21 protein-coding genes and 1 pseudogene are annotated in these 25,173 nt (G+C 65.8%); 19 read left to right on the top strand and 3 right to left on the bottom strand.

What is annotated here, in order from left to right; translation table 11 throughout:
• Window positions 1-9: 9 nt before the first annotated feature.
• From DIR46_RS20335 to DIR46_RS20355, 5 genes and pseudogenes are all read left to right on the top strand, one after another.
• Window positions 10-1,041 carry a ligase-associated DNA damage response exonuclease gene (locus tag DIR46_RS20335; protein ID WP_109346867.1) on the top strand — a complete coding sequence of 344 codons (1,032 nt, stop codon included), beginning with the start codon at window positions 10-12 and terminating at the stop codon, window positions 1,039-1,041.
• Window positions 1,034-2,668 carry an ATP-dependent DNA ligase gene (locus tag DIR46_RS20340; protein WP_109346868.1) on the top strand — a complete coding sequence of 545 codons (1,635 nt, stop codon included), beginning with the start codon at window positions 1,034-1,036 and terminating at the stop codon, window positions 2,666-2,668. Before DIR46_RS20335 ends, DIR46_RS20340 begins: the two co-directional genes overlap by 8 nt.
• Window positions 2,665-5,123: pseudogene (locus tag DIR46_RS20345) on the top strand (ligase-associated DNA damage response DEXH box helicase). Before DIR46_RS20340 ends, DIR46_RS20345 begins: the two are co-directional and overlap by 4 nt.
• Entirely contained in the window at window positions 5,120-5,770 is a 651-nt protein-coding gene (gene pdeM / locus DIR46_RS20350; RefSeq protein WP_109346869.1) for a ligase-associated DNA damage response endonuclease PdeM, read from the top strand. Before DIR46_RS20345 ends, pdeM begins: the two are co-directional and overlap by 4 nt.
• Window positions 5,771-5,889: 119 nt before the next feature.
• Entirely contained in the window at window positions 5,890-6,642 is a 753-nt protein-coding gene (locus DIR46_RS20355; protein ID WP_109346870.1) for a hypothetical protein, read from the top strand.
• Between the two features lie 66 nt (window positions 6,643-6,708).
• Here the strand turns inward: DIR46_RS20355 and DIR46_RS20360 are convergent, their stop codons facing one another.
• The 3 genes from DIR46_RS20360 to DIR46_RS20370 form a co-directional block, all read right to left on the bottom strand.
• Window positions 6,709-7,503: a Crp/Fnr family transcriptional regulator gene (locus DIR46_RS20360; protein WP_109346871.1), complete on the bottom strand. Its 795-nt coding sequence runs from the start codon at window positions 7,501-7,503 to the stop codon at window positions 6,709-6,711.
• 420 nt (window positions 7,504-7,923) lie between these two features.
• Window positions 7,924-8,568 (bottom strand): response regulator, encoded by a 645-nt coding sequence (locus DIR46_RS20365; RefSeq protein ID WP_005662702.1) that lies wholly within the window; start codon window positions 8,566-8,568, stop codon window positions 7,924-7,926.
• Window positions 8,569-8,660: 92 nt separating this feature from the next.
• The gene (locus DIR46_RS20370; RefSeq protein ID WP_109346872.1) at window positions 8,661-9,128 is read right to left on the bottom strand and encodes a universal stress protein; all 468 of its coding nucleotides are present in this window, start codon (window positions 9,126-9,128) and stop codon (window positions 8,661-8,663) included.
• A gap of 387 nt (window positions 9,129-9,515) precedes the next feature.
• On the opposite strand from DIR46_RS20370, the gene DIR46_RS20375 reads away from it, so the two are divergent.
• From DIR46_RS20375 to DIR46_RS20435, 14 genes are all read left to right on the top strand, one after another.
• Window positions 9,516-10,388: a protein phosphatase CheZ gene (locus DIR46_RS20375; RefSeq protein ID WP_109346873.1), complete on the top strand. Its 873-nt coding sequence runs from the start codon at window positions 9,516-9,518 to the stop codon at window positions 10,386-10,388.
• Window positions 10,388-12,286: a chemotaxis protein CheA gene (locus DIR46_RS20380; protein WP_109346874.1), complete on the top strand. Its 1,899-nt coding sequence runs from the start codon at window positions 10,388-10,390 to the stop codon at window positions 12,284-12,286. Before DIR46_RS20375 ends, DIR46_RS20380 begins: the two co-directional genes overlap by 1 nt.
• Before the next feature lie 235 nt (window positions 12,287-12,521).
• On the top strand, window positions 12,522-13,922 hold the full coding sequence (gene leuC / locus DIR46_RS20385; RefSeq protein WP_109346875.1) for a 3-isopropylmalate dehydratase large subunit: 1,401 nt from the start codon (window positions 12,522-12,524) through the stop codon (window positions 13,920-13,922).
• Between the two features lie 43 nt (window positions 13,923-13,965).
• Complete coding sequence (locus DIR46_RS26155; protein WP_115766706.1) at window positions 13,966-14,088, top strand: lipoprotein; 123 nt, start codon at window positions 13,966-13,968, stop codon at window positions 14,086-14,088.
• Between the two features lie 38 nt (window positions 14,089-14,126).
• A complete protein-coding gene (leuD, locus tag DIR46_RS20390; RefSeq protein WP_109346876.1) occupies window positions 14,127-14,774 on the top strand; it encodes a 3-isopropylmalate dehydratase small subunit in 648 nt (215 codons plus the stop codon).
• Window positions 14,775-14,787: 13 nt separating this feature from the next.
• Window positions 14,788-15,858: a 3-isopropylmalate dehydrogenase gene (gene leuB, locus DIR46_RS20395; RefSeq protein ID WP_109346877.1), complete on the top strand. Its 1,071-nt coding sequence runs from the start codon at window positions 14,788-14,790 to the stop codon at window positions 15,856-15,858.
• A 26-nt stretch (window positions 15,859-15,884) separates the two neighbouring features.
• Window positions 15,885-17,027 carry an aspartate-semialdehyde dehydrogenase gene (gene asd, locus DIR46_RS20400; RefSeq protein WP_109348093.1) on the top strand — a complete coding sequence of 381 codons (1,143 nt, stop codon included), beginning with the start codon at window positions 15,885-15,887 and terminating at the stop codon, window positions 17,025-17,027.
• Between the two features lie 222 nt (window positions 17,028-17,249).
• Complete coding sequence (locus DIR46_RS20405; RefSeq protein ID WP_229446331.1) at window positions 17,250-20,291, top strand: motility hub landmark protein FimV; 3,042 nt, start codon at window positions 17,250-17,252, stop codon at window positions 20,289-20,291.
• Window positions 20,288-21,088: a tRNA pseudouridine(38-40) synthase TruA gene (gene truA / locus DIR46_RS20410; RefSeq protein WP_109346879.1), complete on the top strand. Its 801-nt coding sequence runs from the start codon at window positions 20,288-20,290 to the stop codon at window positions 21,086-21,088. Before DIR46_RS20405 ends, truA begins: the two co-directional genes overlap by 4 nt.
• Window positions 21,089-21,108: 20 nt before the next feature.
• On the top strand, window positions 21,109-21,819 hold the full coding sequence (locus DIR46_RS20415) for a phosphoribosylanthranilate isomerase (protein WP_109346880.1): 711 nt from the start codon (window positions 21,109-21,111) through the stop codon (window positions 21,817-21,819).
• A complete protein-coding gene (trpB, locus tag DIR46_RS20420) occupies window positions 21,785-23,041 on the top strand; it encodes a tryptophan synthase subunit beta (RefSeq protein WP_109346881.1) in 1,257 nt (418 codons plus the stop codon). Before DIR46_RS20415 ends, trpB begins: the two co-directional genes overlap by 35 nt.
• 81 nt (window positions 23,042-23,122) lie before the next feature.
• Window positions 23,123-23,923: a tryptophan synthase subunit alpha gene (gene trpA, locus DIR46_RS20425; protein WP_109346882.1), complete on the top strand. Its 801-nt coding sequence runs from the start codon at window positions 23,123-23,125 to the stop codon at window positions 23,921-23,923.
• Between the two features lie 278 nt (window positions 23,924-24,201).
• The gene (locus DIR46_RS20430) at window positions 24,202-24,474 is read left to right on the top strand and encodes a hypothetical protein (protein ID WP_109346883.1); all 273 of its coding nucleotides are present in this window, start codon (window positions 24,202-24,204) and stop codon (window positions 24,472-24,474) included.
• 311 nt (window positions 24,475-24,785) lie between these two features.
• Window positions 24,786-25,055 carry a hypothetical protein gene (locus DIR46_RS20435; RefSeq protein ID WP_109346884.1) on the top strand — a complete coding sequence of 90 codons (270 nt, stop codon included), beginning with the start codon at window positions 24,786-24,788 and terminating at the stop codon, window positions 25,053-25,055.
• Window positions 25,056-25,173: the final 118 nt, after the last annotated feature.

Below are 25,173 nucleotides of genomic sequence, written 5' to 3' on the forward strand. Positions count from 1 at the left end.
AGGATGCCGATGGGAGACATGGTCGTCGTCCGCAAGGAGGGGCTGTACTGCGTGCCGGGGGATTTCTACATCGACCCGTGGCGGCCGGTGGCGCGCGCCGTCATCACGCATGCCCACGGCGACCACGCGCGCGTCGGCCACGGCCACTATCTGGCGGCGGCGCCCGGCATCGGCGTGCTCAAGTCGCGCCTGGGCGATATCTCGGTCGATGCGCTCCAGTATGGCGAAAAGGTCACCCACAACGGCGTGACGATCTCACTGCACCCGGCCGGCCATGTCCTCGGCTCGGCCCAGGTGCGCATGGAATGCGGCGGCGAAGTCTGGGTAGCGTCGGGCGACTACAAGGTCGAACCGGACAAGACCTGCGCGCCGTTCGAGCCGGTGCGCTGCGACACCTTCATCACCGAATCGACGTTCGGCCTGCCGATCTACCGCTGGCAGCCGGAAGCCCAGTTGATGGAAGAGATCAACACCTGGTGGCGCAAGAATGCCGAGGAAGGACGCTGCAGCGTGGTGTTCGCCTATTCCTTCGGCAAGGCGCAGCGCATCCTGGCCGGGCTCGATCCATCGATTGGTCCCATCGTCTGCCATGGCTCGGTCGAGCCGCTGAACCGCGCCTACCGGGCGGAAGGCGTCGACATCCCGCCAACGGTCCTGGTCACCGATATCGAGAAGGCGGCCTTGCGCCGCGCGCTGGTGGTGGCGCCGCCGTCCGCCAGCGGCTCGCCCTGGATGAAGCGCTTCGGCGACTACAGCGACTCGTTCGCCAGCGGCTGGATGCTGCTGCGCGGCGCGCGGCGCCGGCGCGGCGTCGACCGCGGCTTCGTGCTGTCCGACCACGCGGACTGGCCCGGCCTGATGAGCGCCATCAAGTCGACGGAGGCGGAACGGGTCATCGTCACCCACGGCTCGATCACGATCCTGGTGCGCTGGCTGTGCCAGAACGGGCTGGATGCGTCGGGCTTCGACACCGAGTATGGGGACGAAGAGGAGGACGAGGCGCCGGCAGCGGACGCCGCGGCTGGAGCGGCCAATGCGTGAATTCGCGCGCCTGTACGCCGACCTCGACGAAACCACGTCGACCACCCGCAAGCTCGACGCGCTGCAGGGTTACTTCGCCAATGCCGCGCCCGAGAACGCCGCCTGGGCTGTGTACTTCCTGGCTGGCGGCAAGCCGCGCCAGGCGGTGCCGACCAAGCTGCTGCGCCAGTTCGCCATCGAATACGCGGGCCTGGACGAATGGCTGTTCGACGAGTCCTATCACGCGGTGGGCGACTTCGCCGAGACCATCGCCCACATCCTGCCGCCGCCTGCCGAACGTTCGGACGTCGGCCTGGCCGAATGGATGGAGCAGCGCATCGGTCCCCTGCGCGGCGCCGATCCTGGCCGCATCCGCGAGGCGTTGTTCGTCTACTGGAACGAGCTGGATTGGCGCGAGCGCTTCCTGCTGGTGAAACTGATCGGCGGGGGCTTCCGGGTCGGGGTATCGAAGCTCCTGGTGACGCGCGCGCTGGCGGCGATCGCGGCGGTCGACAGCAAGCTCGTTGCCCAGCGCCTGATGGGCTGGACCGACGGCCGCGTGAAACCGACGGCCAGCGGCTTTCTGCAACTGATCGCCGAGCAGTCCGACGAGGAGCACAAGCTGCGCGGCGGCCAGCCATATCCCTTCTTCCTGTCACACCAACTGAATGGCGACCCGGCGAGCCTGGGCGAACTGGACGACTGGCTGGTCGAATGGAAGTACGACGGCATCCGCGCGCAACTGGTGCGGCGCGACGGCCAGAGCTTTTTGTGGTCGCGCGGCGAGGACCTGATCACCGAACGCTTTCCCGAGCTGGCGGCGGCGCGCCTGCCCGACGGGATGGTGCTCGACGGCGAGGTGCTGATCTGGCAGCCGGATTCCGACCTGCCTTCTCCTTTCGCCGATCTGCAGAAGCGCATCGGCCGCAAGACCCTGTCCGCCAGGCTGCTGGGCGAACTGCCGGCCGTATTGTGCTGCTACGACCTGCTGGAGCTTGACGGCGTCGACCTGCGCGGCTTGCCGCAGCATGAGCGGCGCGCGCTGCTCGAAGTGGAGATCGAGAAGCTCGACCAGCCGCAGCTGCGCCTGTCGCCGCTGGTCCACGCCGACAGCTGGGAAGCGCTGGCGACCCTGCGCGCCGGCTCGCGCGCCCGCGGCGTGGAGGGCATGATGCTCAAGAGCCGCACCGCCCACTACGGCGTCGGCCGCACCAAGGACGTCGGCACCTGGTGGAAGTGGAAGATCGACCCTTACGCCATCGACGCCGTGCTGCTGTACGCCCAGCCGGGCAGCGGCCGGCGCGCCTCGCTCTACACCGACTACACTTTCGCCGTATGGGATGGCGAAGGCGCCGAGCGCAGGCTGGTGCCGTTCGCGAAAGCCTATTCGGGCCTGACCGACGCCGAGATCGCCCAGGTCGACAACGCCATCCGGCGCACGACCATCGAGAAATTCGGGCCGGTGCGTTCGGTCAAGCCGACCATGGTGTTCGAGATCGGATTCGAGGGCATCGCGCTGTCGCCGCGCCACAAGGCGGGGATCGCGGTGCGCTTTCCGCGCATCCTGCGCCGGCGTCTCGATAAGCCGGTGGACGAAGCGGACACGCTCGATACGCTCAAGGGCTTGCTGGAGGCGGCCACCGCATGAGTCGCAACGAGGTAGCCCAACGCTTGAGCGAGTGGTACGAGACGCGCGGCTGGACCGCGTTCCCGTTCCAGCGCGCCGTATGGAAGGCAGCGCTCAAGGGTGAATCCGGCCTGCTGCACGCGAACACCGGCGCCGGCAAGACCTTCGCCGTCTGGTTCGCAGCGCTGCAACGCGCGGGGCTCGACAAGGGCCGCGCCAAGGCGGGCTTGCGCGTGCTGTGGATCACGCCGATGCGCGCCCTGGCTGCCGACACCCAGCGCGCACTGGAAGATTCCGCCGCCGAGCTGCTGCCCGAATGGCGCATCGGTGCGCGCACCGGCGACACCAAGCCGGCCGAGCGGGCGCGCCAGACGCGCAGCATGCCGGCCGCACTGGTGACGACGCCCGAAAGCCTGACGCTCATGATCAGCAATGCCGCCGCCCATGAACAGTTTCGCCACCTCGACATGATCATCGTCGATGAGTGGCATGAACTGATGGGCAGCAAGCGCGGCGTGCAGGTGCAGCTGGCGTTGGCCAGGTTGCGGCGCTGGCGTCCCGAACTGCTGGTATGGGGCGTGTCGGCCACGATGGGCAATCTCGACCTGGCGCGGCAGGTGCTGCTGGGTAGCGATTCCGGTGTCCTGGTCGAAGGCGATACGCGTAAGAAAATCGTGGTCGACAGCCTGATCCCCGCGAACGTTTCGCGCTTCCCCTGGGGGGCCACCTGGGCTTGCAGATGCTGCAGCCGGTGATCCATGAAATCGAGGGGCACGAGGCGACCCTGGTGTTCACCAATACCCGCTCGCAGGCCGAGATCTGGTACCAGAACATCCTGGAGGCGCGGCCCGACTGGGCCGGCGTGATCGCGCTGCACCACGGCTCGCTCGACCGCGAGGTGCGCGAGTGGGTCGAGCTGGGCCTCAAGAACGGCATATTAAAGGCGGTGATCTGCACCGCCAGCCTCGATCTTGGCGTGGACTTCCTGCCGGTCGAGCGCGTGCTGCAGATCGGCAGCGCCAAGGGCGTGGCGCGCCTGCTGCAGCGCGCCGGCCGCAGCGGCCATGCGCCGGGCCGTGTCTCGCGGGTGACCCTGGTGCCGACCAACAGCCTCGAGCTGCTCGAAGCGGCCGGCGCCAAGAAGGCGGTGGCGGCGCGCCGCATCGAAGGCCGCTACGTGCCGAACAAGCCGTTCGACGTGCTGGTGCAGCACCTGGTGACGGTGGCGCTGGGCGGCGGCTTTCGCTCCGCGGAGTTGTATGAAGAGGTGCGCCAGGCCTGGTCCTACCGCCACCTGACCGAGGAAGAATGGCAGTGGGCGCTCGACTTCGTCGCGCGCGGCGGCCAGAGCCTGACCGTGTATCCCGAATACCGGCGCGTGCTGCCGGACGACGAGGGCGTCTACCGCGTGCCCGACAGCGCCATCGGCCGCCGCCATCGGATGGGTATCGGCACCATCATGTCGGACGCCACGATCCAGGTGAAATTCATGACTGGCGGCCGGATCGGTAGCGTGGAGGAATCCTTCATCTCGCGCCTGAAGCCCGGGGACCGCTTCCTGTTCGGCGGGCGCATCCTGGAATTCGTGCGCGTGCACGAGCTGACCGCCTTCGTGAAGCGCGCCAGCGGCACCCGCGGCGCGATCGCGCGCTGGCAGGGCGCCAAGATGCCGATGTCGAACGAGCTGGCCCACGCCGCGCTGGAAGAGCTGCGCCTGGCCGACGGGGGCGTGTTCGACGGCCCCGAGATGCGCGCCATCGAGCCGCTGATCGAGATCCAGCAGCGCTGGTCGGCGCTGCCGACGAGCGAGGTACTGGTGCTCGAGTCGATGAAGAGCCGTGAGGGTTATCACCTGTTCGTGTATCCGTTTGCGGGCCGCTCGGTGCACATGGGCTTGGCGTCGCTGATCGCTTTTCGCGTCGGCCGGGTGCAGCCGATCACGTTTTCGATCGCCATCAACGACTACGGTTTCGAGCTGATGGCACCCGAGCCCGTCGACTGGGCGCGCATGTTCGACGCGCCGACCGGCGCCGGCGTGGACCTGTTCGACACGGCGCGCCTGCTGGAAGACGTGGTCGACAGCCTGAACGCGACCCAGCTGTCGCAGCAGCGTTTCCGCGAAGTGGCGCGCATCGCCGGCCTGGTGTTCTCGGGCTACCCGGGCCAGCCGAAGTCGAACCGCCAGCTGCAGGCCTCGTCGTCGCTGTTCTTCGAGGTGTTTCGCAAGCACGATGCCGGCAACCTGCTGCTCACCCAGGCCGAGCGCGAGGTGATGGAGCAGGAGCTCGAGCTGACCCGTCTGCGCGACACGCTCACCGAGCTGCACGCGCGCAGGATCGCCTATTGCGAAGTGAAACGTGCGACGCCGTTCGGGTTTGCGCTGATGGTCGAACGCTTCCGTGAAAAGGTCAGCACCGAGAAACTCAACGACCGCGTGGCGCGCATGCTGCGCGAACTCGAGAAGGCGGCGGCGTGAGCGGCGTCATGGTGGAGGTGGCCGGCGAATCGCTCCTGCTGCTGCCGGAAAAGGCCATCCATTGGCCGCGCGAACGGATGCTGATCATCGCCGACATCCACTTCGGCAAGGCGGCCGCCTTCCGCGCACTGGGCGTGCCGGTACCGCGCGGCACGACCTCGGAAAACCTGGCCGGCCTGGACGCCCTGGTGGCGGCGCACGGCGCGCGCCAGGTGGTGTTCCTGGGAGACTTCCTGCATGCGCGCGCCGCCCACGCCAGCTCGACCCAGCTGGCGATGCTGGCCTGGCGCCAGCGTCATCCCGACCTGGCCTTGACGCTGGTGCGCGGCAACCACGACCTGCACGCGGGCGACCCGGCGGCGGCGCTGGGGATGACGCTGGTGGACGAGCCGCATGCGATCGGACCATTTGCCTTTTGCCACCATCCAGGTGTCGACGCGCCAGGCTATGGCCTGGCCGGCCATGTGCACCCGGTCTATGTGCTGGCGACGCGCTTCGATGCGCTGCGCCTGCCTTGCTTCGTCGTCGGCGAGCAGGGATTGATCCTGCCATCCTTCGGTGCGTTTACCGGCGGCCATGCGGTCAAGCCCGGGCCGGGCGATCACATCTACGTCACCTCGGGCGACGCCGTCCACGCCATCCGTTAGCGCCCGCCGGCCGTTGGTTCGTAACCGTACGGACCTCGTTTTTGCACTGGGGTATTGTCTGCTTGGATCGAAGGCGGTGTCTTGCCGTCCGCTTGTTTCTAGAATATTCGGAGATTGCCATGAAAAAACGCATTCTGATGTGTTCCCTGGTGGTGGCCCTGGCGCCGGCCGGCATGCTGCTGGCGACGAGCAGCACGGCCCTGGCGCAGACCCTGCCGCTCAGCCGCACGGTCACGCCCGCCATCGAAGGCTTCCATGTCGAAAAAGTGCAGCGCCTGGAGCAGGGCGCGGCCTTGCACTTCCATGTGTACGGGACCCGGAACGCCACGGTGAACGTGAGCATCGAAGGGGCCACCCGCGGCGTCCAGATGCAGGAAACCGACCCCGGCCGCTACAGCGGCAGCTATGTGATCGGCAACCACGACCGCTTCCAGCCAAACAGCCCGGTGACCGCCGAAATGCGGCTGGGCAGCCAGGTCGCGACCACCGTGCTGCGCGACGGCCTGGTGAGCGGCGCGGCGGCATCGGCGCAGGGGCAGGAGCCCGTGCGCCAGTTGGCCTCGAAGGACGCCGGCGTCGCCAGCGCGGCCCCGGGCGCCGCCCCGCCGCCGCCGCGCGCGACCGAGCGTCCACGCGTGGCGCGCTACTGCACCAGTTGTGCGGTGGTCGAAAAGGTCGAGATCGTGCGCGAGGCGACGGGGGGAGCGCGGCCACTGGCCAGCGACGTGCAGGCCGCCCAGCGGTATCGGGTGACGGTGCGCTTCGATACGACCGAAGCGACCCAGGCGATCGACTATGACAACAACCCCGGATACCGCAAGGGTGATCGGGTACGGGTTAACGATGGTGTGTTGTCGCTCGATAAGGAATAACTGAAATTCCAACGACGATGCCCGCTTTCGCACGCGGGCATCGTCGTTGGCGTGATGTCGGAGGCGTCAGACGGTGGCCAGCACCTGGTCATCGCCAGGCTGATCGAGCTCAGCCTTCTGCTTGGCGCTGGCCTTGGTGCGCGAACGCGACGGCGGCAGGCGGCGCAAGGTCTTGAGCGCTTCGGCATCCTTGATGCCGATGGTGCGCTGGTCGACGGTGATCAGGCCGATTTCGTTGAAGGCCGACAAGGTGCGGCTGACGGTCTCGAGCGTGAGGCCGAGGTAGCTGCCGATCTCGTGGCGCGTCATGCGCAGGTTGAACAGCTTGCTGGAATAACCCATCGCGGCGAAGCGGTCGGCCAGCGAGACCAGGAAGCGGGCCACGCGCGCCTCGGCCGACAGGGCGCCGAGCATGCCGATCATGGTCTGCTCGCGCACCAGCTCGCGGCTCATCACGCCGTACATCATGTTCTCGAGTTCGCTGTGGACGCGACCCAGCGCGGTCAGTTTCTTGAACGGCAGCAGGATCAGGTCGCAGTCGGACAGCGCCACGGCCTCGGAGGCGTAGTGGCGGGTGTGGATGCCGTCGACGCCGAGCATATCGCCCTTCATGGGGAAGCTCAGCACCTGTTCGTTGCCGAATTCGTCGATCAGCACCGTCTTGAGGAAGCCCGAGTTGACGATGTACAGGGTGTCGAAGGCCTGGCCGATCGTGTGCACGCGCTGGCCCGTCTTGAACTGCACGTGTTGGAACAGCAGTTCTTCGGAGCTCACCGACACGCTGGCCGGAATACGGAGCAGGTCGCACACTTCTTTCAGGTTGGACCAGAGGCGACCCTGGCGCTGGCGTCCCGCTTCCATCGGGGAATGCAGGGTAGGCTGGGTAACGTTGCGTTGATCTGACGGTGGCTGGGACTGCATGCTCATCTCCGGTAAGGAACTCAGGTTTCACGCGACCCCGGCGGCACGGCAGCGTGCGGTAGCGCGTCTGCCATGCCATGGTTTTATATGGCTGACGCCGTGACTTGGATCGCAAGCAAGTCGAAACGCTGAATTCAGTATGCCAACACGAGTCCGGCACGAATATCAGCGTTGCCTGAATATGTAGGTAGGAGAGATGGTGCAGGCGTAAGAATACTCCTACCACCAAGAATGCCGCCCGAATGGCGGAAGGTGGCAGGACGGAAACAGACGGGGTGTGGCAGCGTGGCGGCGCCAGCCGCGGAAAAGAGAGGTGCGCCGCACGAAAACCACGCGCGGCGGTCAAATGAAATCAGCGCATCACGCCTTCAGTGGCGACAACAGGCGGTGTGCGACGGCATACTGCACCATCTCGGACAGCGAGCTCATGCCCATTTTCTGCATGATGCGGGTCTTGTGGGTGCTGACGGTTTTCACCGACAGGTGCAGGCCGTTGGCGATCTCGGTGATCGACTTGCCGCTGACCAGGAGCGAAAACACCTCGAATTCGCGGTCTGACAACTGCTTGTGCAACAATTGCTCGCTCGGCGCCATGATGTTCAGCGCCAATTGTTCGGCCACTTCGGTGCTGATGTAGGGACGCCCCGAGGCCACCTTGCGGATCGCCCCCACCAGCTGGGTGCCCGCGCTCTCCTTGGTGAGATAGCCCTGGGCGCCAGCCCGGATCGCGCGCACCGCGTACTGCTCTTCCTCGTGCATGGTCAGGATCAGGATGGCCAGCTTGGGCGCTTCGCTGCGCACCTGCCGGATCAGGTCGACGCCGCTGCGGCCGGGCATGGACAGGTCGAGCAGCAGCAGGTCGAAGCCGCCCTGGCGTACCAGCGACAATACTTCGAAGCCATTGGTGGCCTCGCCCACGATGTCGACTTCCTCGGCGCCGTCCAGGATGCGCTTGAGGCCCTCGCGCATGATCGTGTGGTCATCGGCGATGACGATTCTTACCATTATCGATTCCTCGAACCTGAAGCGGTTTCCTACGCAGGATCAGTCAAAAAACCATTGTAACTGTAAATACATGGGCGTAGGGAGGGGCGGGGTCAAGCAGCCGCCGGTTCGGCGATCAGGCGGTGCACCAGCACCGGCTTGGTCGTGTGCGACAACACCTTGTTGGTGACGCTGCCCAGCAGCAGCTGGTTCCAGCCACTGCGGCCGTGCGAGCCCATGAAGATCAGGTCGCAGCCTTCCCGCTCGGCGACGTCGACGATCTTGAGCGCCGCCGAATCGGAAAACGCCGTCATGCATTGGTACCGGAGATTCGCGCCGGCGCAGGAGCGCGTGATCTTGCCCATGTATTCCTCGCCCATGCGCCGCATCTGGGCGACGTATTCTTCTTCGCTGGGGTAGGAGGGCGGGATGATTTCGACGTAGACTGGGTACTGGTACTCGGGGGCGACGAACAGGGCCAGTACCTCGGCGCCCATCTGTTGCGCGAATTTGACGCCCGCGCAGGCGGTGTGCTGCGATACGGCCGAACCGTCGGTGGTGATCAGGATCTTGCGGTACATGATGGTTCCTCTTGGGTGGCCATGCACATTCAGATGATTCAGTGCAGGATGGCGATTTCTGAGACGCAAACAGTTGAGTTCCATCAAATGAACGCAACCGGCTGCGATGCGACACTAACCTTGGAAAACTGACCTGCGATTACAAAATACAACACCGAGCTTATAAAAAGCATCAGGAACACCCTGTTTTAATTGTCGCGGAATTAAGTTTCCCTGTCCATTTTGTTGCATTGCCTTCTCTGAGATTTACCTACGGCAACCACACTGCTACACTCGCTTCAATTACTCCACCGAAACTTAAACGGCCGAAACGGCCTGGTGGACGCACCAGAACCCCCGGATTGCAGAGCTGATTGCTCATTTATACATTATGGAGAAGCAGGGATTATGACCGACGCCGCTGACGATTTCGACGCACTATTCGAGGAAGTGGCGGCGCAGCGCACCAGCGCACCGCCTGGCCCTGCCGCCGCGGACGAGCCAGCCCCGGCCGCGAGCAACGACGAGGACGACCTGGAATCCCTGTTCGACCAGGTGTCTTCCACCGCCGCCCCGGCGGTCGCCGCCGTGGCTGCCACCGCCGCCGTCGCCACCGTGGCGCCGGCCGCTGCCGCGCCAGCCGCGGGTGCGCAGGCCGAGGAAGGCCACGAAGGCGGCATGTTCGAACGCCTGGGCGGCATCGTCCGCCTGCTGCACGACTCGCTGCGCGAGCTGGGCTACGACAGGGCGCTGACCGAGGCTTCGTCGCAGATCGTCGACGCCCAGGATCGCCTGGAATACGTCGCCACCCTGACCGAACAGGCCGCCAACAAGGTGCTCAACACCCTGGACGAGGGCATGCCGGCGCAGGACCTGCTGCAAAAGCAGGCCAAGGACATGGAAACCCGCTGGGCCGACCTGTTTGAAGGCAAGCTGAGCCTGGACGAATTCAAGGCCCTGGCCGGCGATTCGCGCCAGTTCGCTGCGCTCGTCAACGAAGCAACCGAAGCCGAACGCGCACGTCTGCTCGAGATCATGATGGCCCAGGACTTCCAGGACATCACCGGCCAGCTGATCAAGAAGGTTGTCAAGATCACGCAGACCGTCGAGAGCGAGCTGGCCCAGCTGCTGCGCGACAATGCGCCTCCGGACATCAAGGAAAAGCTGGCCAAGAAGGAACAGCCAGCGGCTCCCGCGCCGCTGATGCAAGGCCCGTCGGTGCCGGAAGCGGCGCTGAACCAGGACAATGTTGACGATCTTCTTGCCGATCTGGGATTCTAATGGACGATATGCTGAAGGATTTCGTCGTCGAGGCGATGGATCTGGCGGTAAACGTAGAAGAGCACCTGCTGCGCCTCGAACGCGACCCCGATAACAAGGAAACGCTGAACGCGGTGTTCCGGTCTTTCCACACGATCAAGGGCGGCGCCGGTTTCATGGGCCTGCCTGCGCTGGTGGCGGCCTGTCACCTGACCGAGAACCTGTTCGATGCGCTGCGCACCGGCGCCGCGCCGGTGACGCCGCTCGCGATCGAGGCGGCGCTGCAGGCGTCCGGTTTCGTGGCCGACCAGCTCGGCGACCTGAACAACGGCACGCCGCCGGAAGGCCTGGCGCAGATGCCTGGCGACCTCGAGCGCATCCTGATGGACGCGATCGAAGGCAAGGACAGCGCCCCTGCTGCGGCTGTTGCCGCACCCGCGCCCGCTGCTGCGCCGGCGCCGGCCGCCGCGGCGGTGGCTGCAGTTGTCCCCGAGGCCGCGCCTGCCGCCGCCGGCGAGGACGGCCTGGACTGGACCGGCATGTACAACGCCGTGGTCCCGGCCGCGAACGCGATCGCCGCGACCGCGGCCGCTCCTGCCGTGGCCCCGGCCGCCGATCCGGGTGCCGCCGCCGCGCCGGTCGCCGCAGCCGCCCCTGCCGCCGCAGCGCCCGCCGCCAGGAACTGGGACGGCGTCGAGCGCCGTACCGAGAACAAGCCTGCCGCCGCCGCACCGGCCAAGGACGAAAGCATCCGTATCGACGCGGTCAAGCTCGACGCGCTGCTCGAAGTGGCCGGCGAGTCGGTGCAGGCCGCCAACCAGGCCGCGGTGCTGCTGGAGCGCCTGCAGCAGTTCAAGTTCGAAGGCCAGGCCGCGGTGCTGATCGCCACGCTCACCGAGACCCTGGAGCGCGCCTCGCGCTACTCGGCCGAGCTGCAGCGCGCCACGCTCGCGACCCGCATGCAGCCGGTCGGCCGTCTGTTCCAGAAATTCCCGCGCCTGGTGCGCGAACTGGCGAAAGACCTCGGCAAGGACGTCGAACTGACCATCGAAGGCGCCGAGACCGAAGTCGACCGCGTGGTGGTGGACAGCCTGTACGATCCGCTGGTGCACATGCTGCGTAACGCGCTGGACCACGGTGTCGAATCGCCCGAAGAACGCGTCGCCAATGGCAAGCCGGCCAAGGCCTTCATCCTGCTGAAAGCCTGGCAAGAGGCCAACAGCGTCATGATCGTGCTGCAGGACGACGGCAAGGGCATGGACCCGGTCAAGCTGCGCAAGAAGGCGGTCGACAAGGGCCTGATCGGCGAGAACGGCGCCCAGAGCGACGAAGACGCGTATCAGCTCGTGTTCCTGCCGGGCTTCTCGACCAAGGAAGTGGCTTCCTCGGTGTCGGGCCGCGGCGTCGGCATGGACGTCGTGAAGACGGCGGTCGAGAAGAACCGCGGCGCAATCCGCATCGAATCCTCGCTGGGCAAGGGCACGCGCTTCGCGATCCGCCTGCCGATCGAGCTGTCGATCGTGCCGACCATGCTGGTGTCGACCTCGGGCGCGCAACTGGCGCTGCCGATGGCCGTCGTCGAGCGCGTGGTCGAGCTGCCGGACGATTTCGCCTGTGTCGGCGGCGCCCCGGTGCTGAAGGACCAGGGCCGCCCGCTACCGGTGCGTTCGCTGGCGCTGGCGCTGGGCTACGAGGCCGCTTCCGAGAAGGTCGGCATCGTCATCAACGCGCCGCAACCGTACATCCTGGCGATGGAAGCGGTGGACGGCACGGCCGACCTGGTGATCAAGCCGATGACCGCGCTGACGGTCGAAGGCATCACCGGTACGGCGCGCTCGGCCGAGGGCGAGCTGGTGCTGGTGGTGGGCCTGTCGTTCCTGATGGATGGTTGCCGCAGCAGCGTGCGTCTGGCTGCATAAAAAGCAACGCTGTTCGCCGCTTGCGCCAAAAGCGCAGACAAAAGCCTGTGTTTGTGACACAGGCTTTTTTTATTTGCATATACCAAAATCCTTGCAAATATTATTTGCCACGTGGTAAGGTCGTTGGCATAAACGTGCGTCGCCCCGGCTTGGTGCGGCACTGCACAATTATGGCATAATCGAAAACCCGGTCTCGACAGGCCGTGCACCATCTCACCGCAACACTGGATCGACCATGCAAAAAACGCTCTACGACAAACTCTGGGATTCCCATGTCGTGCGTGCCGACGCCGATGGCACCACCGTCCTCTATATCGACCGCCACCTGGTGCACGAAGTCACCAGCCCGCAAGCCTTCGACGGCCTGCGCGAAGCGGGCCGTGGACTATGGCGCGTGTCCGCGAACCTGGCCGTGGCCGACCACAACGTGCCGACCACCGACCGCGCGCAAGGCATTGCCGACCCGACCTCGCGCCTGCAGGTCGAGACGCTCGACGCCAACACCAAGGCCTTCGGCCTGACCTATTTCGACATGAACGACAAGCGCCAGGGCATCGTGCACGTGATCGGGCCGGAGCAGGGCGCGACCCTGCCGGGCATGACCGTCGTCTGCGGCGATTCGCACACCTCGACCCACGGCGCCTTCGGCTGCCTGGCGCACGGCATCGGCACCTCGGAAGTCGAGCACGTGCTGGCCACGCAAACGCTGCTGGCCAAGAAATCGAAATCGATGCTGGTCAAGGTCGAGGGCGCGCTGAACCCCGGCGTCACCGCCAAGGACATCGTGCTGGCCGTGATCGGCAAGATCGGCACCGCCGGCGGCACCGGCTACGCGATCGAATTCGGCGGCTCGACCATCCGCGCACTGTCGATGGAGGGCCGCATGACGGTCTGTAATATGGCGATCGAAGCGGGCGCCCGCGCCGGCATGGTGGCGGTCGACGACACCACGATCGCCTACGTCAAGGACCGTCCGCTCTCGCCCAAGGGCGAGCAGTGGGAGCAAGCCGTCGCCTACTGGCGCACCCTGCACACGGATGAAGGCGCGGCCTTCGACACCGTGGTCGAACTCGACGCGAAAGACATCCAGCCGCAAGTCACCTGGGGCACGTCGCCCGAAATGGTCACCGCGATCGACGGCCGCGTGCCCGACCCGCAAAACGAAGCCGACCCGGTGCGCCGCGGCGCGATCGAGAAGGCGCTGGCCTATATGGACCTGGCGCCGAATACCCCGATCGACGCCATCGCGATCGACAAGGTGTTCATCGGCTCGTGCACCAATTCGCGCATCGAAGACCTGCGCGCCGCCGCCGAGGTGGTGCGCGGACGGCATCGCGCCGCCAACGTCAAGCTGGCCATGGTGGTGCCGGGTTCGGGCCTGGTCAAGGAACAGGCCGAGCGCGAAGGGCTGGACCGCATCTTCGTCGATGCCGGTTTCGAATGGCGCGAGCCGGGCTGCTCGATGTGCCTGGCGATGAATGCCGACCGCCTGGAGCCGGGCGAGCGCTGCGCCTCGACTTCGAACCGCAACTTCGAAGGCCGCCAGGGCCAGGGCGGACGCACCCACCTGGTGTCGCCGGCGATGGCGGCGGCGGCGGGCATTGCCGGGCGCTTTGTCGACGTACGCGCGCTCTGATGCGTTAACCGGACACGACCGTATATCAAGTAACAGGAAGATCATGAAAAAAGTACTCGCACTGTCCCTCATTACTATTCTGCTGGCCGGCTGCAACACCATCTCGGGCATCGGCCGCGATGTGTCGAAAGTGGGCCAGGTCGTCACCAGCGCCGGCGGTAAATAAACAACCTTGGGTCCCCGCCTGCGCGGGGATGACGTTAAATGGATAAATTCACCGTACACCAGGGAGTGGTGGCGCCGCTCGACCGCGCCAATGTCGATACCGACGCCATCATCCCGAAGCAGTTCCTGAAATCGATCCGCCGCACCGGCTTCGGTCCGAACCTGTTCGACGAGTGGCGTTACCTGGATCACGGCGAGCCGGGCCAGGATTGCAGTACGCGCCCGGTCAATCCGGATTTCGTGCTGAACCAGCCGCGCTACGCCGGCGCCTCGATCCTCCTGGCGCGCAAGAACTTCGGCTGCGGTTCCTCGCGCGAGCACGCGCCGTGGGCGCTGCAACAGTATGGTTTCCGCGCCGTGGTCGCGCCGAGCTTCGCCGACATCTTCTTCAACAACTGCTTCAAGATCGGCCTGCTGCCGATCGCGCTTTCGGAAGAAGAAGTCGAAGCGCTGTTCCAGGCGGTCGAAGCCAATGAAGGCTTCCAGCTCGTGATCGACCTCGAGCAGCAGCGTATCGGCACGCAGGATGGCAGCCTGTCGTTCAAATTCGCCATCGACGAGTTCCGCAAATATTGCCTGCTGAACGGCCTGGACGACATCGGCCTGACCCTGCGCCATGCGGACGCGATCCGCGCCTTCGAGCAACGCCACGTCGCGGCCCAGCCGTGGCTCGCCAACACCATCTGAAGAAAGCAGCTGAATGAAAATCGCGATCCTGCCGGGTGACGGCATCGGCCCGGAGATCACCGCGCAAGCAGTGAAGGTATTGAACGCCCTCGGCGAATCGTTCGAGATGGAAAGCGCGGAAGTCGGCGGCGCCGGCTACGCGGCCCACGGCCATCCGCTGCCGGAAGGCACCCTGAAACTGGCGAAGGAAGCCGACGCGGTGCTGTTCGGCGCCGTCGGCGACTACAAGTACGACACGCTCGAGCGCGCGCTGCGTCCGGAACAGGCCATCCTCGGCCTGCGCCGCGAGTTAAACCTGTTCGCCAACCTGCGTCCGGCGATCCTGTACCCGGAACTGGCGGGCGCCTCGACCCTCAAGCCCGAGGTCGTCTCTGGCCTGGACATCCTGATCATCCGCGAACTGACGGGCGACATCTATTTCGGCAAGCCGCGCGGCGTGCGCGAATGCCCGGACGGCCCGTTCAAGGGCCAGCGCGAGGGCTTCGACACCATGCGCTACGCCGAAGGCGAGATCCGCCGCATCGCCCACGTCGCCTTCCAGGCGGCGCGCAAGCGCGACAGGCGCGTGACCAGCGTCGACAAGGCCAATGTGCTGGAAACCTTCCAGTTCTGGCGCGACGTCGTCATCGACGTGCACAAGGAATACCAGGACGTCGCGCTCGAACACATGTATGTCGATAACGCGGCCATGCAGCTGGTTCGCGCGCCCAAGAAGTTCGACGTGATCGTTACTGGTAATATGTTCGGCGATATCCTGTCGGATGCCGCCGCGATGCTGACCGGTTCGATCGGCATGCTGCCCTCGGCCTCGCTCGACGCCGACAACAAAGGCCTGTACGAACCGTCGCACGGTTCGGCGCCCGACATCGCGGGGCAGGGCGTGGCCAATCCATTGGCGACGATCCTCTCAAGCGCGATGATGCTGCGCTTCTCGCTGGGCTTGACCGAACAGGCGGACCGCATCGAGACGGCAGTCAAGCGCGTGCTGGCGCAAGGGCTGCGCACGCCCGATATCCACGAAGCAGGGTCCACCAAAGTGGGCACCGAAGAGATGGGCAACGCGGTGGTCGCGGCGCTCGCATAAAATTTAGTCAACCCTGAGAGAAGATGATGAAATTAGTAGGTCTGGTAGGTTGGCGCGGCATGGTCGGCTCGGTCCTCATGCAGCGCATGCAAGAGGAAGGCGATTTCGACCACATCGAGCCGGTGTTCTTCACCACCTCGAATCCTGGCGGCGCCGCGCCGAAGATGGCGAAAAACGAAACCACGCTGAAAAGCGCTACGGACATTACTGAACTGTCGAAATGCGAGATCATCATCTCCTGCCAGGGCGGCGACTACACCAGCGAGGTGTTCCCGCAGCTGCGCGCGGCCGGCTGGAACGGCTACTGGATCGACGCCGCGTCGACCCTGCGCATGAACGATGACGCCGTCATCGTGCTGGATCCGGTCAACCGTTCGGTGATCGACGCCGCGCTGTCGAAAGGCGTGAAGAACTACATCGGCGGCAACTGCACCGTGTCGTGCATGCTGATCGGCCTGGGCGGCCTGTTCGAAGCCGGCCTGGTCGAGTGGATGACCTCCATGACCTATCAGGCGGCATCGGGCGGCGGCGCCCAGCACATGCGCGAACTGCTGACCCAGTTCGGCACCATCAACGGCGCGGTGAAATCGCTGCTCGACGATCCGGCATCGGCCATCCTCGAGATCGACCGCACCGTGCTGGCGACCCAGCACGGCCTGTCCGCCGACGAGACCAGGCAGTTCGGCGTGCCGCTGGCCGGCAACCTGATCCCGTGGATCGACAAGGACCTGGGCAACGGCCAGTCGAAAGAGGAATGGAAGGCCGGCGCCGAGACCAACAAGATCCTGGGCCGCGGCGCGGGCTTCGACAGCAACCCTGGCGCGGGCCGGGCGATTCCCGTGGACGGCCTGTGCGTGCGCATCGGCGCCATGCGCTGCCACTCGCAGGCGCTGACCATCAAGCTCACCCGCGACGTGCCGCTGGACGAGATCCACGACATCATCGCCAAGCACAACCAGTGGGTGAAGGTGGTGCCGAACACCCGCGAAGCGTCGATGCGGGACCTGTCGCCGGCAGCGGTGACGGGCGGCCTGGGCATCCCGGTCGGCCGCCTGCGCAAGATGTCGATGGGCGACGACTACCTGTCGGCGTTCACGGTCGGCGACCAGCTGCTGTGGGGCGCGGCCGAGCCGCTGCGCCGCATGCTGCGCATCGTGCTCGAACGCTGATTCCGCTCGTTGCCTTCAAGGCAACTGCCATGCAATCCGAATATCGAATGCCCCGTCTACGGGGCATTCGCTTTGAAGAAGGTGCATACTCCCGTAGTCCGGGCGCGTCGAGACCTTGCGTGCTCCAGAGCATGATGTTATGTTGAGACTCCGGGAAACCGCCTTTCCCTCGGCCAACTCATTTCGCTGCTAACTATGCATTCTTCGCACCAATCTCCGCTCGTGGCAACCGCGCTGAAATCGATCACCGCCGCCGTGGCCAGTGCAGTGTTCCTGACTTCCGCCGCCAACGCAGCCGGGCTGGGGAAATTGACGGTGCTGTCGGCGCTTGGCCAGCCGCTGCGCGCCGAGATCGAGCTGACGGCCGGCGCCGGCGAAGACCCGGCAAGCATGGCGGTCAAGCTGGCTTCGCCCGAAGCCTTCCGCGCCGCCAACATCGAATTCAACCCGGCCCTGCTGTCGCTGCGCTTCGCGGTCGAGGAGCGGGCCGGACGCCAGGTGATCCGGGTCAGCTCGACCCAGCCGCTCAACGAGCCCTTCGTCGACATGCTGCTGGAGCTGACCTGGAATAACGGTCGCCTGGTGCGCGAATACACCTTCCTGCTCGACCCGGCCGAGCTGCGCACGACCCAGCCGGCCCAGGTGGCGGCGGCGCCGCAAACCCGCGCGGCCGCGCCGGGCGCTGCGTCACGCCCGGCTCCTGCGGTTGCCGCGCCGGGTGAAGCGCCGAGTGAAGCAAGGATCGCCGCCGCCCGCCGTGGCGCCGAACGCCAGGCGCGCGAAGCCCAGGCGCGCGAAGCGCAGGACAGCTACCGCGTGCGCCGCGGCGACACGCTCAGCGGCATCGCGCTCGACGTCAAGTCATCCGACGTCTCGCTCGACATGATGCTGGTCGCGCTGTACCGCGCCAATCCCGACGCCTTCATCGGCAACAATATGAACCGCCTGAAGTCGGGCCAGATCCTGAGCATCCCGGATGCCGATTCGGTGCGCGGCGGCGCCAGCCAGGGCGAGGCGCGCGGCGTGGTCGTGGCCCATGCGGCCGACTTCGACGCCTACCGCAACAAGCTCGGCGGCCAGGTGGCCAGCAGCGCGCCGAGCGCCACGCCGCAGGGCGGCCAGAGCGCCAGCGGCCGCGTCACCGCCCGCGTCGAGCAGCAGCCGACCGCCGTCAGCGAAGCGCAGGACAAGCTGCAACTGTCCAAGGCCACGCCCGGCGCGGCCGGCGCGCCGGCCGACGGCACCGCCAGCGTCGAGGACACGGTGGCCAAGGAGCGCGAACTGGCCCAGGCCGAGGCGCGCGTGAAGGAACTCGAACGCAACGTCAACGAACTCGAAAACCTGATGACGGTGCCGAGCCGCGCCGGCGCCGAAGCCGAGCAGGCCGCCGCCGCTGCAGCCGCGACGGCAGCCGCTGAGAAGCCGGTGGCCAAGCCGGCGCCGCGCCCGCGTCCGGCAAGGCCGGCCCCGCCGCCGGAGAAAAGCTTCGTCGACACCATCCTGGACAATATGCTCTACATCGGCGCCGGCGCGCTGGTGCTGCTGCTGGCCGCGCTGGGCATCTCCCAGCGCCGCAAGCGCAATGCGCAAGCAGTCAAGCCCCCGCCTTCCGAACCGTCGGTGCTGGGCGTGCCCGGCGCCAGCGCCCACTCGCTGTTCGCCGAAACCGGCGGCCAGAGCGTCGACACGAATAACAGCGTGTTCAATTCCAGTTTCGCGCCATCGGCCAGCCAGCTCGACACCAACGAGGTCGACCCGGTCGCCGAAGCCGACGTCTACATCGCCTATGGCCGCGACGCCCAGGCCGAGGAAATCCTGAAGGAAGCGCTGCGCGTCCATCCGGAACGCCATCCGGTGCGCCTCAAACTGCTCGAGATCTACGCCACCCGCAAGGATGTGCGCGCCTTCGAAGCCCAGGCGCGCGAGCTGCATGCCTTCACCGGCGGCCAGGGCGACGAATGGGCCCAGGCCGCGGCGCTGGGCTTGAGCCTGGACCCGGCCAATCCGCTGTATGCGAACGCCGCTGCGGCGTCGACCCCGACGCCGTCGCCGCAGGAACGCAACCAGCAGGCGATCCTGTCGCAGCAGTTCGAAGACGCCTTCCGTGGCGGCCCGTCGATGGGCGCGGGCGCTGCCGCCGGCGCCGCGGCCGGCGTTGCAGCCGGCGCTGCCGCGGTGGCCCTGTCCAGGGACGACGAGGACCGCACGGCCGCGCCGCAGGCCGAACCCGCGCCAGATGAACGCAGTCAAACCGGCAACGACGACAACACGCTGGACTTCGACCTCGGCGGGCTGACGTTCGAGCCGGTGGCGGATGCCGACGCGGCGCCACCGGCGGCCAGCCGTCCGGATCCGGATGCGACCGCCGTGCCGGACCTGGAATTCGATATGGCGCCATTCGCGCCACCGGGCAGCGCGCCGGCGGCAGGGCAGGGCGAGAGCACGTCGAACGCGAACGACCTCGATTTCGACATGGACTTCGACACCCCGGCGACCGCCCAGCCGGCGGCGACCGCGGCCACGGTCGACGATGACGACGACTTCACGCTCGACCTGTCGCCGCGGGCGCAGGTGCAGGCGACCCCGGTCGACATGGCCGGCCTGGCCAGGGACTTCGAAGGCTTGCCGCCGCTGCCGGGCACCACCCCGCAGCCGACCGTGGCGCAGGCCGATCCGCTGCACGACCTCGATGCGATGGATTTTTCGGCGCCCACCACACCCGTGATGCCGGCGGTCGACGAGACGCCCGCACGTTCCGCCGCCGCGGCAAGCGCATCGGAAGATCCGCTGTTCGACCTGGACAGCATGGACTTCGGCACCCCCGACGAGCCCCGTGCGGCTGGCGGCGCCGAGCCGAAGGACTTCGGTGCGCGCGTGGACGATCCGTTCGACGCCTTCGACCTGCCCGAGACCCCGGCCCCGGTGCCGGCGCCGCAGGAAGTCCCGGCGCGTGAGGCCTTCGAACCCGCCTCGACGCCGGCCGACGACAAGGCCGCGTCATCGTTCGACCTGGCCGACTTCGACCTCGACCTGCCGCCCGAGCCGGCTGCGGCGCAACCGCTGGATGCGCCTGGTGCGACCGCCGAGGCCCCGGGCCAGATGTCGCCCGAGCACATGGAGATGGAAACCAAGCTCGATCTCGCCATCGCCTACCAGGAGATCGGCGACAGGGAAGGCGCGCGCGAGCTGCTGGACGAAGTCATCAAGGGCGGTAATCCTGAGCAGGTCGGCAAGGCCAGCGCGATGAGGGAACTGCTGGCGTGACCCGTATCGCTTTGGGTGTCCAGTACATCGGCACCGGTTGGAACGGCTACCAGAAACAGCCGGAACGAAACACCGTCCAGGACCGTCTCGAGATCGCGCTGGAGAAGTTCGCCTGCGTTGTGCTCCCCACGACGTGCGCCGGCCGCACCGACGCCGGCGTGCACGCCATCGAGCAGGTCGTTCACTTCGATACCGATCTGAATCGCCCGGCCCAGTCCTGGGTGCGCGGCGTGAATGCCTTCCTGCCCGAGTCGATCGTGGTGCGCTGGGCCGCCGTCGTCGAGCCCGACGACGAGGGGCAGGATTTCCACGCCCGCTTCTCGGCCCGCTCGCGCACCTATCACTACGTGCTCTACAACCACCCGAATCCCTCGGCGCTGCTGGCGAAGCGGGCAGGGTGGGTGTTCCGCCCGCTCGACGTCGAGCGCATGCGCGAAGGCGCGCGGCACCTGATCGGCACCCACGATTTCTCGAGCTTCCGCGCCAGCGGCTGCCAGGCGAATACGCCGGTGAAGGACATGCACGAGGTGAGCATCGCGCGCCATGGCGACATCATCGTGTTCACCCTGCGCGCCAGCGCCTTCCTGCACCATATGGTGCGCAATATCGTCGGCTCGCTGATCTATATCGGCACCGGACGCAACGAGCCGGGGTGGATGCGCGAGGTGCTCGAAGCCCGTTCGCGCGACGCCGCCGCGCCGACCTTCATGCCGGACGGCCTGTATTTCGCGAAGATCGAGTACGATCCGAAATGGAAGTTGCCGCAGGAGGACTCGACGCCCCTGCCGTGGCTGTGAGCGATTTTCCAGGAATAACCATGCGACGCACCCGTATCAAGATCTGCGGCATCACCCGCGAACAAGACCTGCGCGCGGCGGTCGAGCTGGGCGCCGACGCGCTCGGCTTCGTCTTCTATCCGAAGAGCCCGCGCTACATCACGCCGGCGCGCGCGGCCGAGCTGTGCGCGCATCTGCCGCCGTTCGTGAGCGGCGTGGCGCTGTTCGTGAACCCGACGCCCGACGAGGTGCGCGCGGTGGCAGGCAGCATGCCGCTGGGGCTGATCCAGTTCCATGGCGACGAAACGGTCGAGCAGTGCGCGGCCATCGCGGCGGAAGTGGAGCGGCCTTTCGTGCGCGCCTATCGCATCAAGCCTGACACGCCGCCTGCGGCTTTGCTAGAATGTGAATCTGCATACCGCGCCGCCAGTCCGTGGTTCTCGGGCCTTTTGCTCGACACCTGGGTGGATGCCTACGGCGGCGCAGGAAAGGTCTTCGATTGGTCTCTTATTCCAAAAGAGCTCGCGCCTCGGGTCGTTTTGAGTGGTGGGTTGAGCGTACACAACGTCCTTGAGGCGACCGAACGTGTTCGTCCCCTCGCCGTCGACATCAGCAGTGGTGTCGAGGAAGCGAAGGGGATCAAGGACGCCCGCAAGATCGCCGCCTTCGTCGCGGCGGTGCGGGCAGCCGATGCCACCATCGAAAGCGAGTCGCACCATGAACATCAAAGACACCATCACGGCCCAGCTTAAGGCTGCGCCCCTGTTCAAGACCCCGGATTACGCCCTGCCCGACGCGGTCGGGCACTTCGGCCCCTATGGCGGCAGCTTCGTCGCCGAAACCCTGTCGCTCGCCCTGGCCGAGCTGAACGAGGCCTATGCGAAGTATGCGCAGGATCCTGCATTTCTCGAAGAATTCCGCTACGAGCTGGCCCACTTCGTCGGCCGTCCGTCGCCGGTGTACCATGCGCGGCGCTGGTCGGAGCTGGCCGGCGGCGGCCAGGTCTATTTCAAGCGCGAAGACCTGAACCACACGGGCGCGCACAAGATCAACAACGTGATCGGCCAGGCCCTGCTGGCGCGGCGCATGGGCAAGCAGCGCATCATCGCCGAGACCGGCGCCGGCCAGCACGGCGTGGCCACCGCCACCATCTGCGCGCGCTTCGGCCTGGAGTGCGTGGTGTACATGGGCGCGGAAGACGTGAAGCGCCAGGCGCAGAATGTGTACCGCATGAAGCTGCTGGGTGCCACCGTGGTGCCGGTGGAGTCGGGCTCCAAGACCCTGAAGGACGCGCTCAACGAGGCGATGCGCGACTGGGTCACGAATATCGAAAACACCTTCTACATCATCGGCACGGTGGCGGGCCCGCACCCGTATCCGATGATGGTGCGCGACTTCCAGTCGGTGATCGGCGAGGAGTGCCGCGTGCAGATGCCGGCCATGGCGGGGCGCCAGCCCGACTACGTGGTCGCCTGCATCGGCGGCGGCTCGAACGCGATGGGCATTTTTTACCCGTATATCGGCGAGCCGGGCGTGCAGCTCGTTGGCGTCGAGGCGGCGGGCGAGGGACTCGGATCGGGCAAGCATGCGGCCTCGCTGACGGCCGGCCTGCCGGGCGTCCTGCACGGCAACCGCACGTATCTGCTGCAGGACGAGAACGGGCAGATCATCGAGACGCATTCAGTGTCGGCCGGCCTGGATTATCCGGGCGTCGGTCCGGAGCACGCCTGGCTGAAGGATTCGGCGCGGGCGCAGTATGTGTCGATCACCGACGAAGAGGCGCTGCAGACCTTCCACGACTGCTGCCGCATCGAAGGGATCATTCCGGCGCTGGAATCGTCGCATGCGATCGCCTATGCGGTGAAGCTGGCGGCGACCCTGCCGAAGGACAAGATCATCCTGGTCAACCTGTCGGGCCGCGGCGACAAGGACATGCACACGGTGGCGCAGCGGATGGGGATGGATTTCGGCTGAGATCCTGTGTAGTTCAACCCTGTCCGGCTCCGGTCGCCCTGGCGGCCGGGGCGCAGCACCAACCATTTCAAGGAATACAGCATGTCCCGTATCGAATCCACGTTTACCGCGCTCAAGGCGCAGAACAAGACCGCCCTGGTGACCTTCATTACCGCCGGCGACCCCGGCCCTGAGTTGACCGTCCCGCTGATGCACGCCCTGGTGGCGGGCGGCGCCGACGTCCTGGAGCTGGGCGTGCCGTTCTCGGACCCGATGGCCGAAGGCCCGGTGATCCAGCGCGCCTGCGAGCGCGCGCTCAAGTTCAATATCGGCCTGAAGGACGTCTTCGCCTTCGTGCGAGAATTCCGCAAGACCGACCGGCAGACCCCGGTCGTCCTGATGGGTTATGCCAACCCGATCGAGCGCATCGGCCAGACTGAATTCATCCGCTGCGCGAAAGAGGCGGGCGCCGACGGCGCCATCGTCGTCGACTACCCGCCGGAAGAATGCGCGGACTTCGCCAGCGCCATGCGCGACAACGGCCTCGACCTGATCTTCCTGCTGGCCCCGACCTCGACCACCGAGCGCGTGAAGCAGGTGGCCCAATACGGCGGCGGCTTCAGCTACTACGTCTCGCTGAAAGGGGTGACGGGTTCCGGCGCGATCGACACCGACGACGTGGCGCGCCGCGTGAGCGCCATCCGCGAACACGTGAAGCTGCCGATCGGCGTCGGCTTCGGCATCCGCGACGGCGCGACCGCGAAAGCGGTGGCGCAGGTGGCGGACGCAGTCGTGATCGGCAGCCGCATCATCCAGGAAATCGAAGCGCACCCGGCCAGCGAGGCCGTCGAGGCCGTCCGCAGCTTCACCTCCAGCATCCGCGCCGCCCTCGACGCACGCTAAGCCGTCAATGAGGGTCGGAGTCGAATTAATGAGCAATTTCTTGGCTCAATTTTGTCATTTAATTCGACACTGACCCTCTGGTTGCATGTAGCCAAGCAATTACCCAACAATTGGGGTCAGAGTTGAATTGTTTGATAACTTTCGTCCGGCCGCAACTGAAAAACACGCACTTTGCGAATTATTGCTTTGGCGCAATTGATCTTTTGCCCTGAAGCGGTTCGCTATCGAGTTGTCTCACGTAAATTGTGATCTCCAATCTCGTCCTCAGGAGGTCACCGATGAAGATCCGTATCAAGCAAGTCGATGTATCGCAGTGCGCCAAGATGATTGCCGCGCTGTACTTCGTATTCTCGCTACCTCTCATTCTGCTGTTCATGCTCCTGGCGCCCCTGCTGGGACAGACCCCGGCAGGCCTCGGCGCGGTCATCGCCTTCCCCTTCCTGTATGCCTTCGTCAGTTATCTCGGCGGGGTGCTATGTTTCTGGATCTATAACCTCGTCGCGCAACGCCTCGGCGGGTTCGCATACACAGCAGCCGAGGTTGCATCCTAGGCACCGGAAAACTAAGGCGTTTGGCCGTTCGAATATATGTCCGTGCCTATTGCCCAATAATTCGACTTTGACCCTAATTGCTGGGCTATAGATACCCAAATGCACAGGGGCGACTCTGTCCCCAATATGAATGAAAGGAACGAGAGCCAGAGAAACTCACAGGAGGGTCGGACGCGATTTATCGGGCAACTTCGAAAGTTGTCAAACAATTCGACTCCGACCCTATCTACTAAGTAATTACCCGCTCTAAATAGTTAGTAGGCGCTGCCTTGTGATAGATTGAAAACTTCAATTTATCGACAGGAGGATGGGTGAAAAGGCAGATCAAGCATGTGGCGGTGGGGCAGTGCGGCAAGGTGATGGCGGGGATTTATCTCATCATCGCCATCCCCATGGTGGCGTTCATGTTGCTGAGGACGAGCATGAGCAACGGGGCGTCGTCGTTCGGCATCGGCGGCGCGATCTTCATGGTCGTGCTCTATCCGCTGCTGGGCTATCTGAGCGGTGTGATCGGCGCCTGGCTGTACAACCTGGTGGCGGCGCGCATCGGCGGCATCGAATACATCACTGTCGACGTCTGATCCATGCCGGACGGCAGTGTTCGGCATCGCGCCGAGCGGCTCGACAGGCGCTGTCAGGCTTACCCGCAGTGGGTAATGTTCAAATGATAATTGTTGGCTAGCCATCATTCGACAAGCG

Source organism: Massilia oculi (assembly GCF_003143515.1).
Lineage (GTDB): Bacteria > Pseudomonadota > Gammaproteobacteria > Burkholderiales > Burkholderiaceae_D > Telluria > Telluria oculi.

Coding starts and splice junctions, on each gene's coding strand:
- trpB (WP_109346881.1), top strand. CDS start 21,785: ATGAACATCAAAGACACCATCACGGCCCAGCTTAAGGCTGCGCCCCTG.
- DIR46_RS20355 (WP_109346870.1), top strand. CDS start 5,890: ATGAAAAAACGCATTCTGATGTGTTCCCTGGTGGTGGCCCTGGCGCCG.
- trpA (WP_109346882.1), top strand. CDS start 23,123: ATGTCCCGTATCGAATCCACGTTTACCGCGCTCAAGGCGCAGAACAAG.
- DIR46_RS20365 (WP_005662702.1), bottom strand. CDS start 8,568: ATGGTAAGAATCGTCATCGCCGATGACCACACGATCATGCGCGAGGGC.
- DIR46_RS20335 (WP_109346867.1), top strand. CDS start 10: ATGGGAGACATGGTCGTCGTCCGCAAGGAGGGGCTGTACTGCGTGCCG.
- DIR46_RS26155 (WP_115766706.1), top strand. CDS start 13,966: ATGAAAAAAGTACTCGCACTGTCCCTCATTACTATTCTGCTGGCCGGC.
- DIR46_RS20430 (WP_109346883.1), top strand. CDS start 24,202: ATGAAGATCCGTATCAAGCAAGTCGATGTATCGCAGTGCGCCAAGATG.
- asd (WP_109348093.1), top strand. CDS start 15,885: ATGAAATTAGTAGGTCTGGTAGGTTGGCGCGGCATGGTCGGCTCGGTC.
- DIR46_RS20375 (WP_109346873.1), top strand. CDS start 9,516: ATGACCGACGCCGCTGACGATTTCGACGCACTATTCGAGGAAGTGGCG.
- DIR46_RS20380 (WP_109346874.1), top strand. CDS start 10,388: ATGGACGATATGCTGAAGGATTTCGTCGTCGAGGCGATGGATCTGGCG.
- DIR46_RS20340 (WP_109346868.1), top strand. CDS start 1,034: ATGCGTGAATTCGCGCGCCTGTACGCCGACCTCGACGAAACCACGTCG.
- leuC (WP_109346875.1), top strand. CDS start 12,522: ATGCAAAAAACGCTCTACGACAAACTCTGGGATTCCCATGTCGTGCGT.
- leuD (WP_109346876.1), top strand. CDS start 14,127: ATGGATAAATTCACCGTACACCAGGGAGTGGTGGCGCCGCTCGACCGC.
- leuB (WP_109346877.1), top strand. CDS start 14,788: ATGAAAATCGCGATCCTGCCGGGTGACGGCATCGGCCCGGAGATCACC.
- DIR46_RS20370 (WP_109346872.1), bottom strand. CDS start 9,128: ATGTACCGCAAGATCCTGATCACCACCGACGGTTCGGCCGTATCGCAG.
- DIR46_RS20360 (WP_109346871.1), bottom strand. CDS start 7,503: ATGGAAGCGGGACGCCAGCGCCAGGGTCGCCTCTGGTCCAACCTGAAA.
- DIR46_RS20415 (WP_109346880.1), top strand. CDS start 21,109: ATGCGACGCACCCGTATCAAGATCTGCGGCATCACCCGCGAACAAGAC.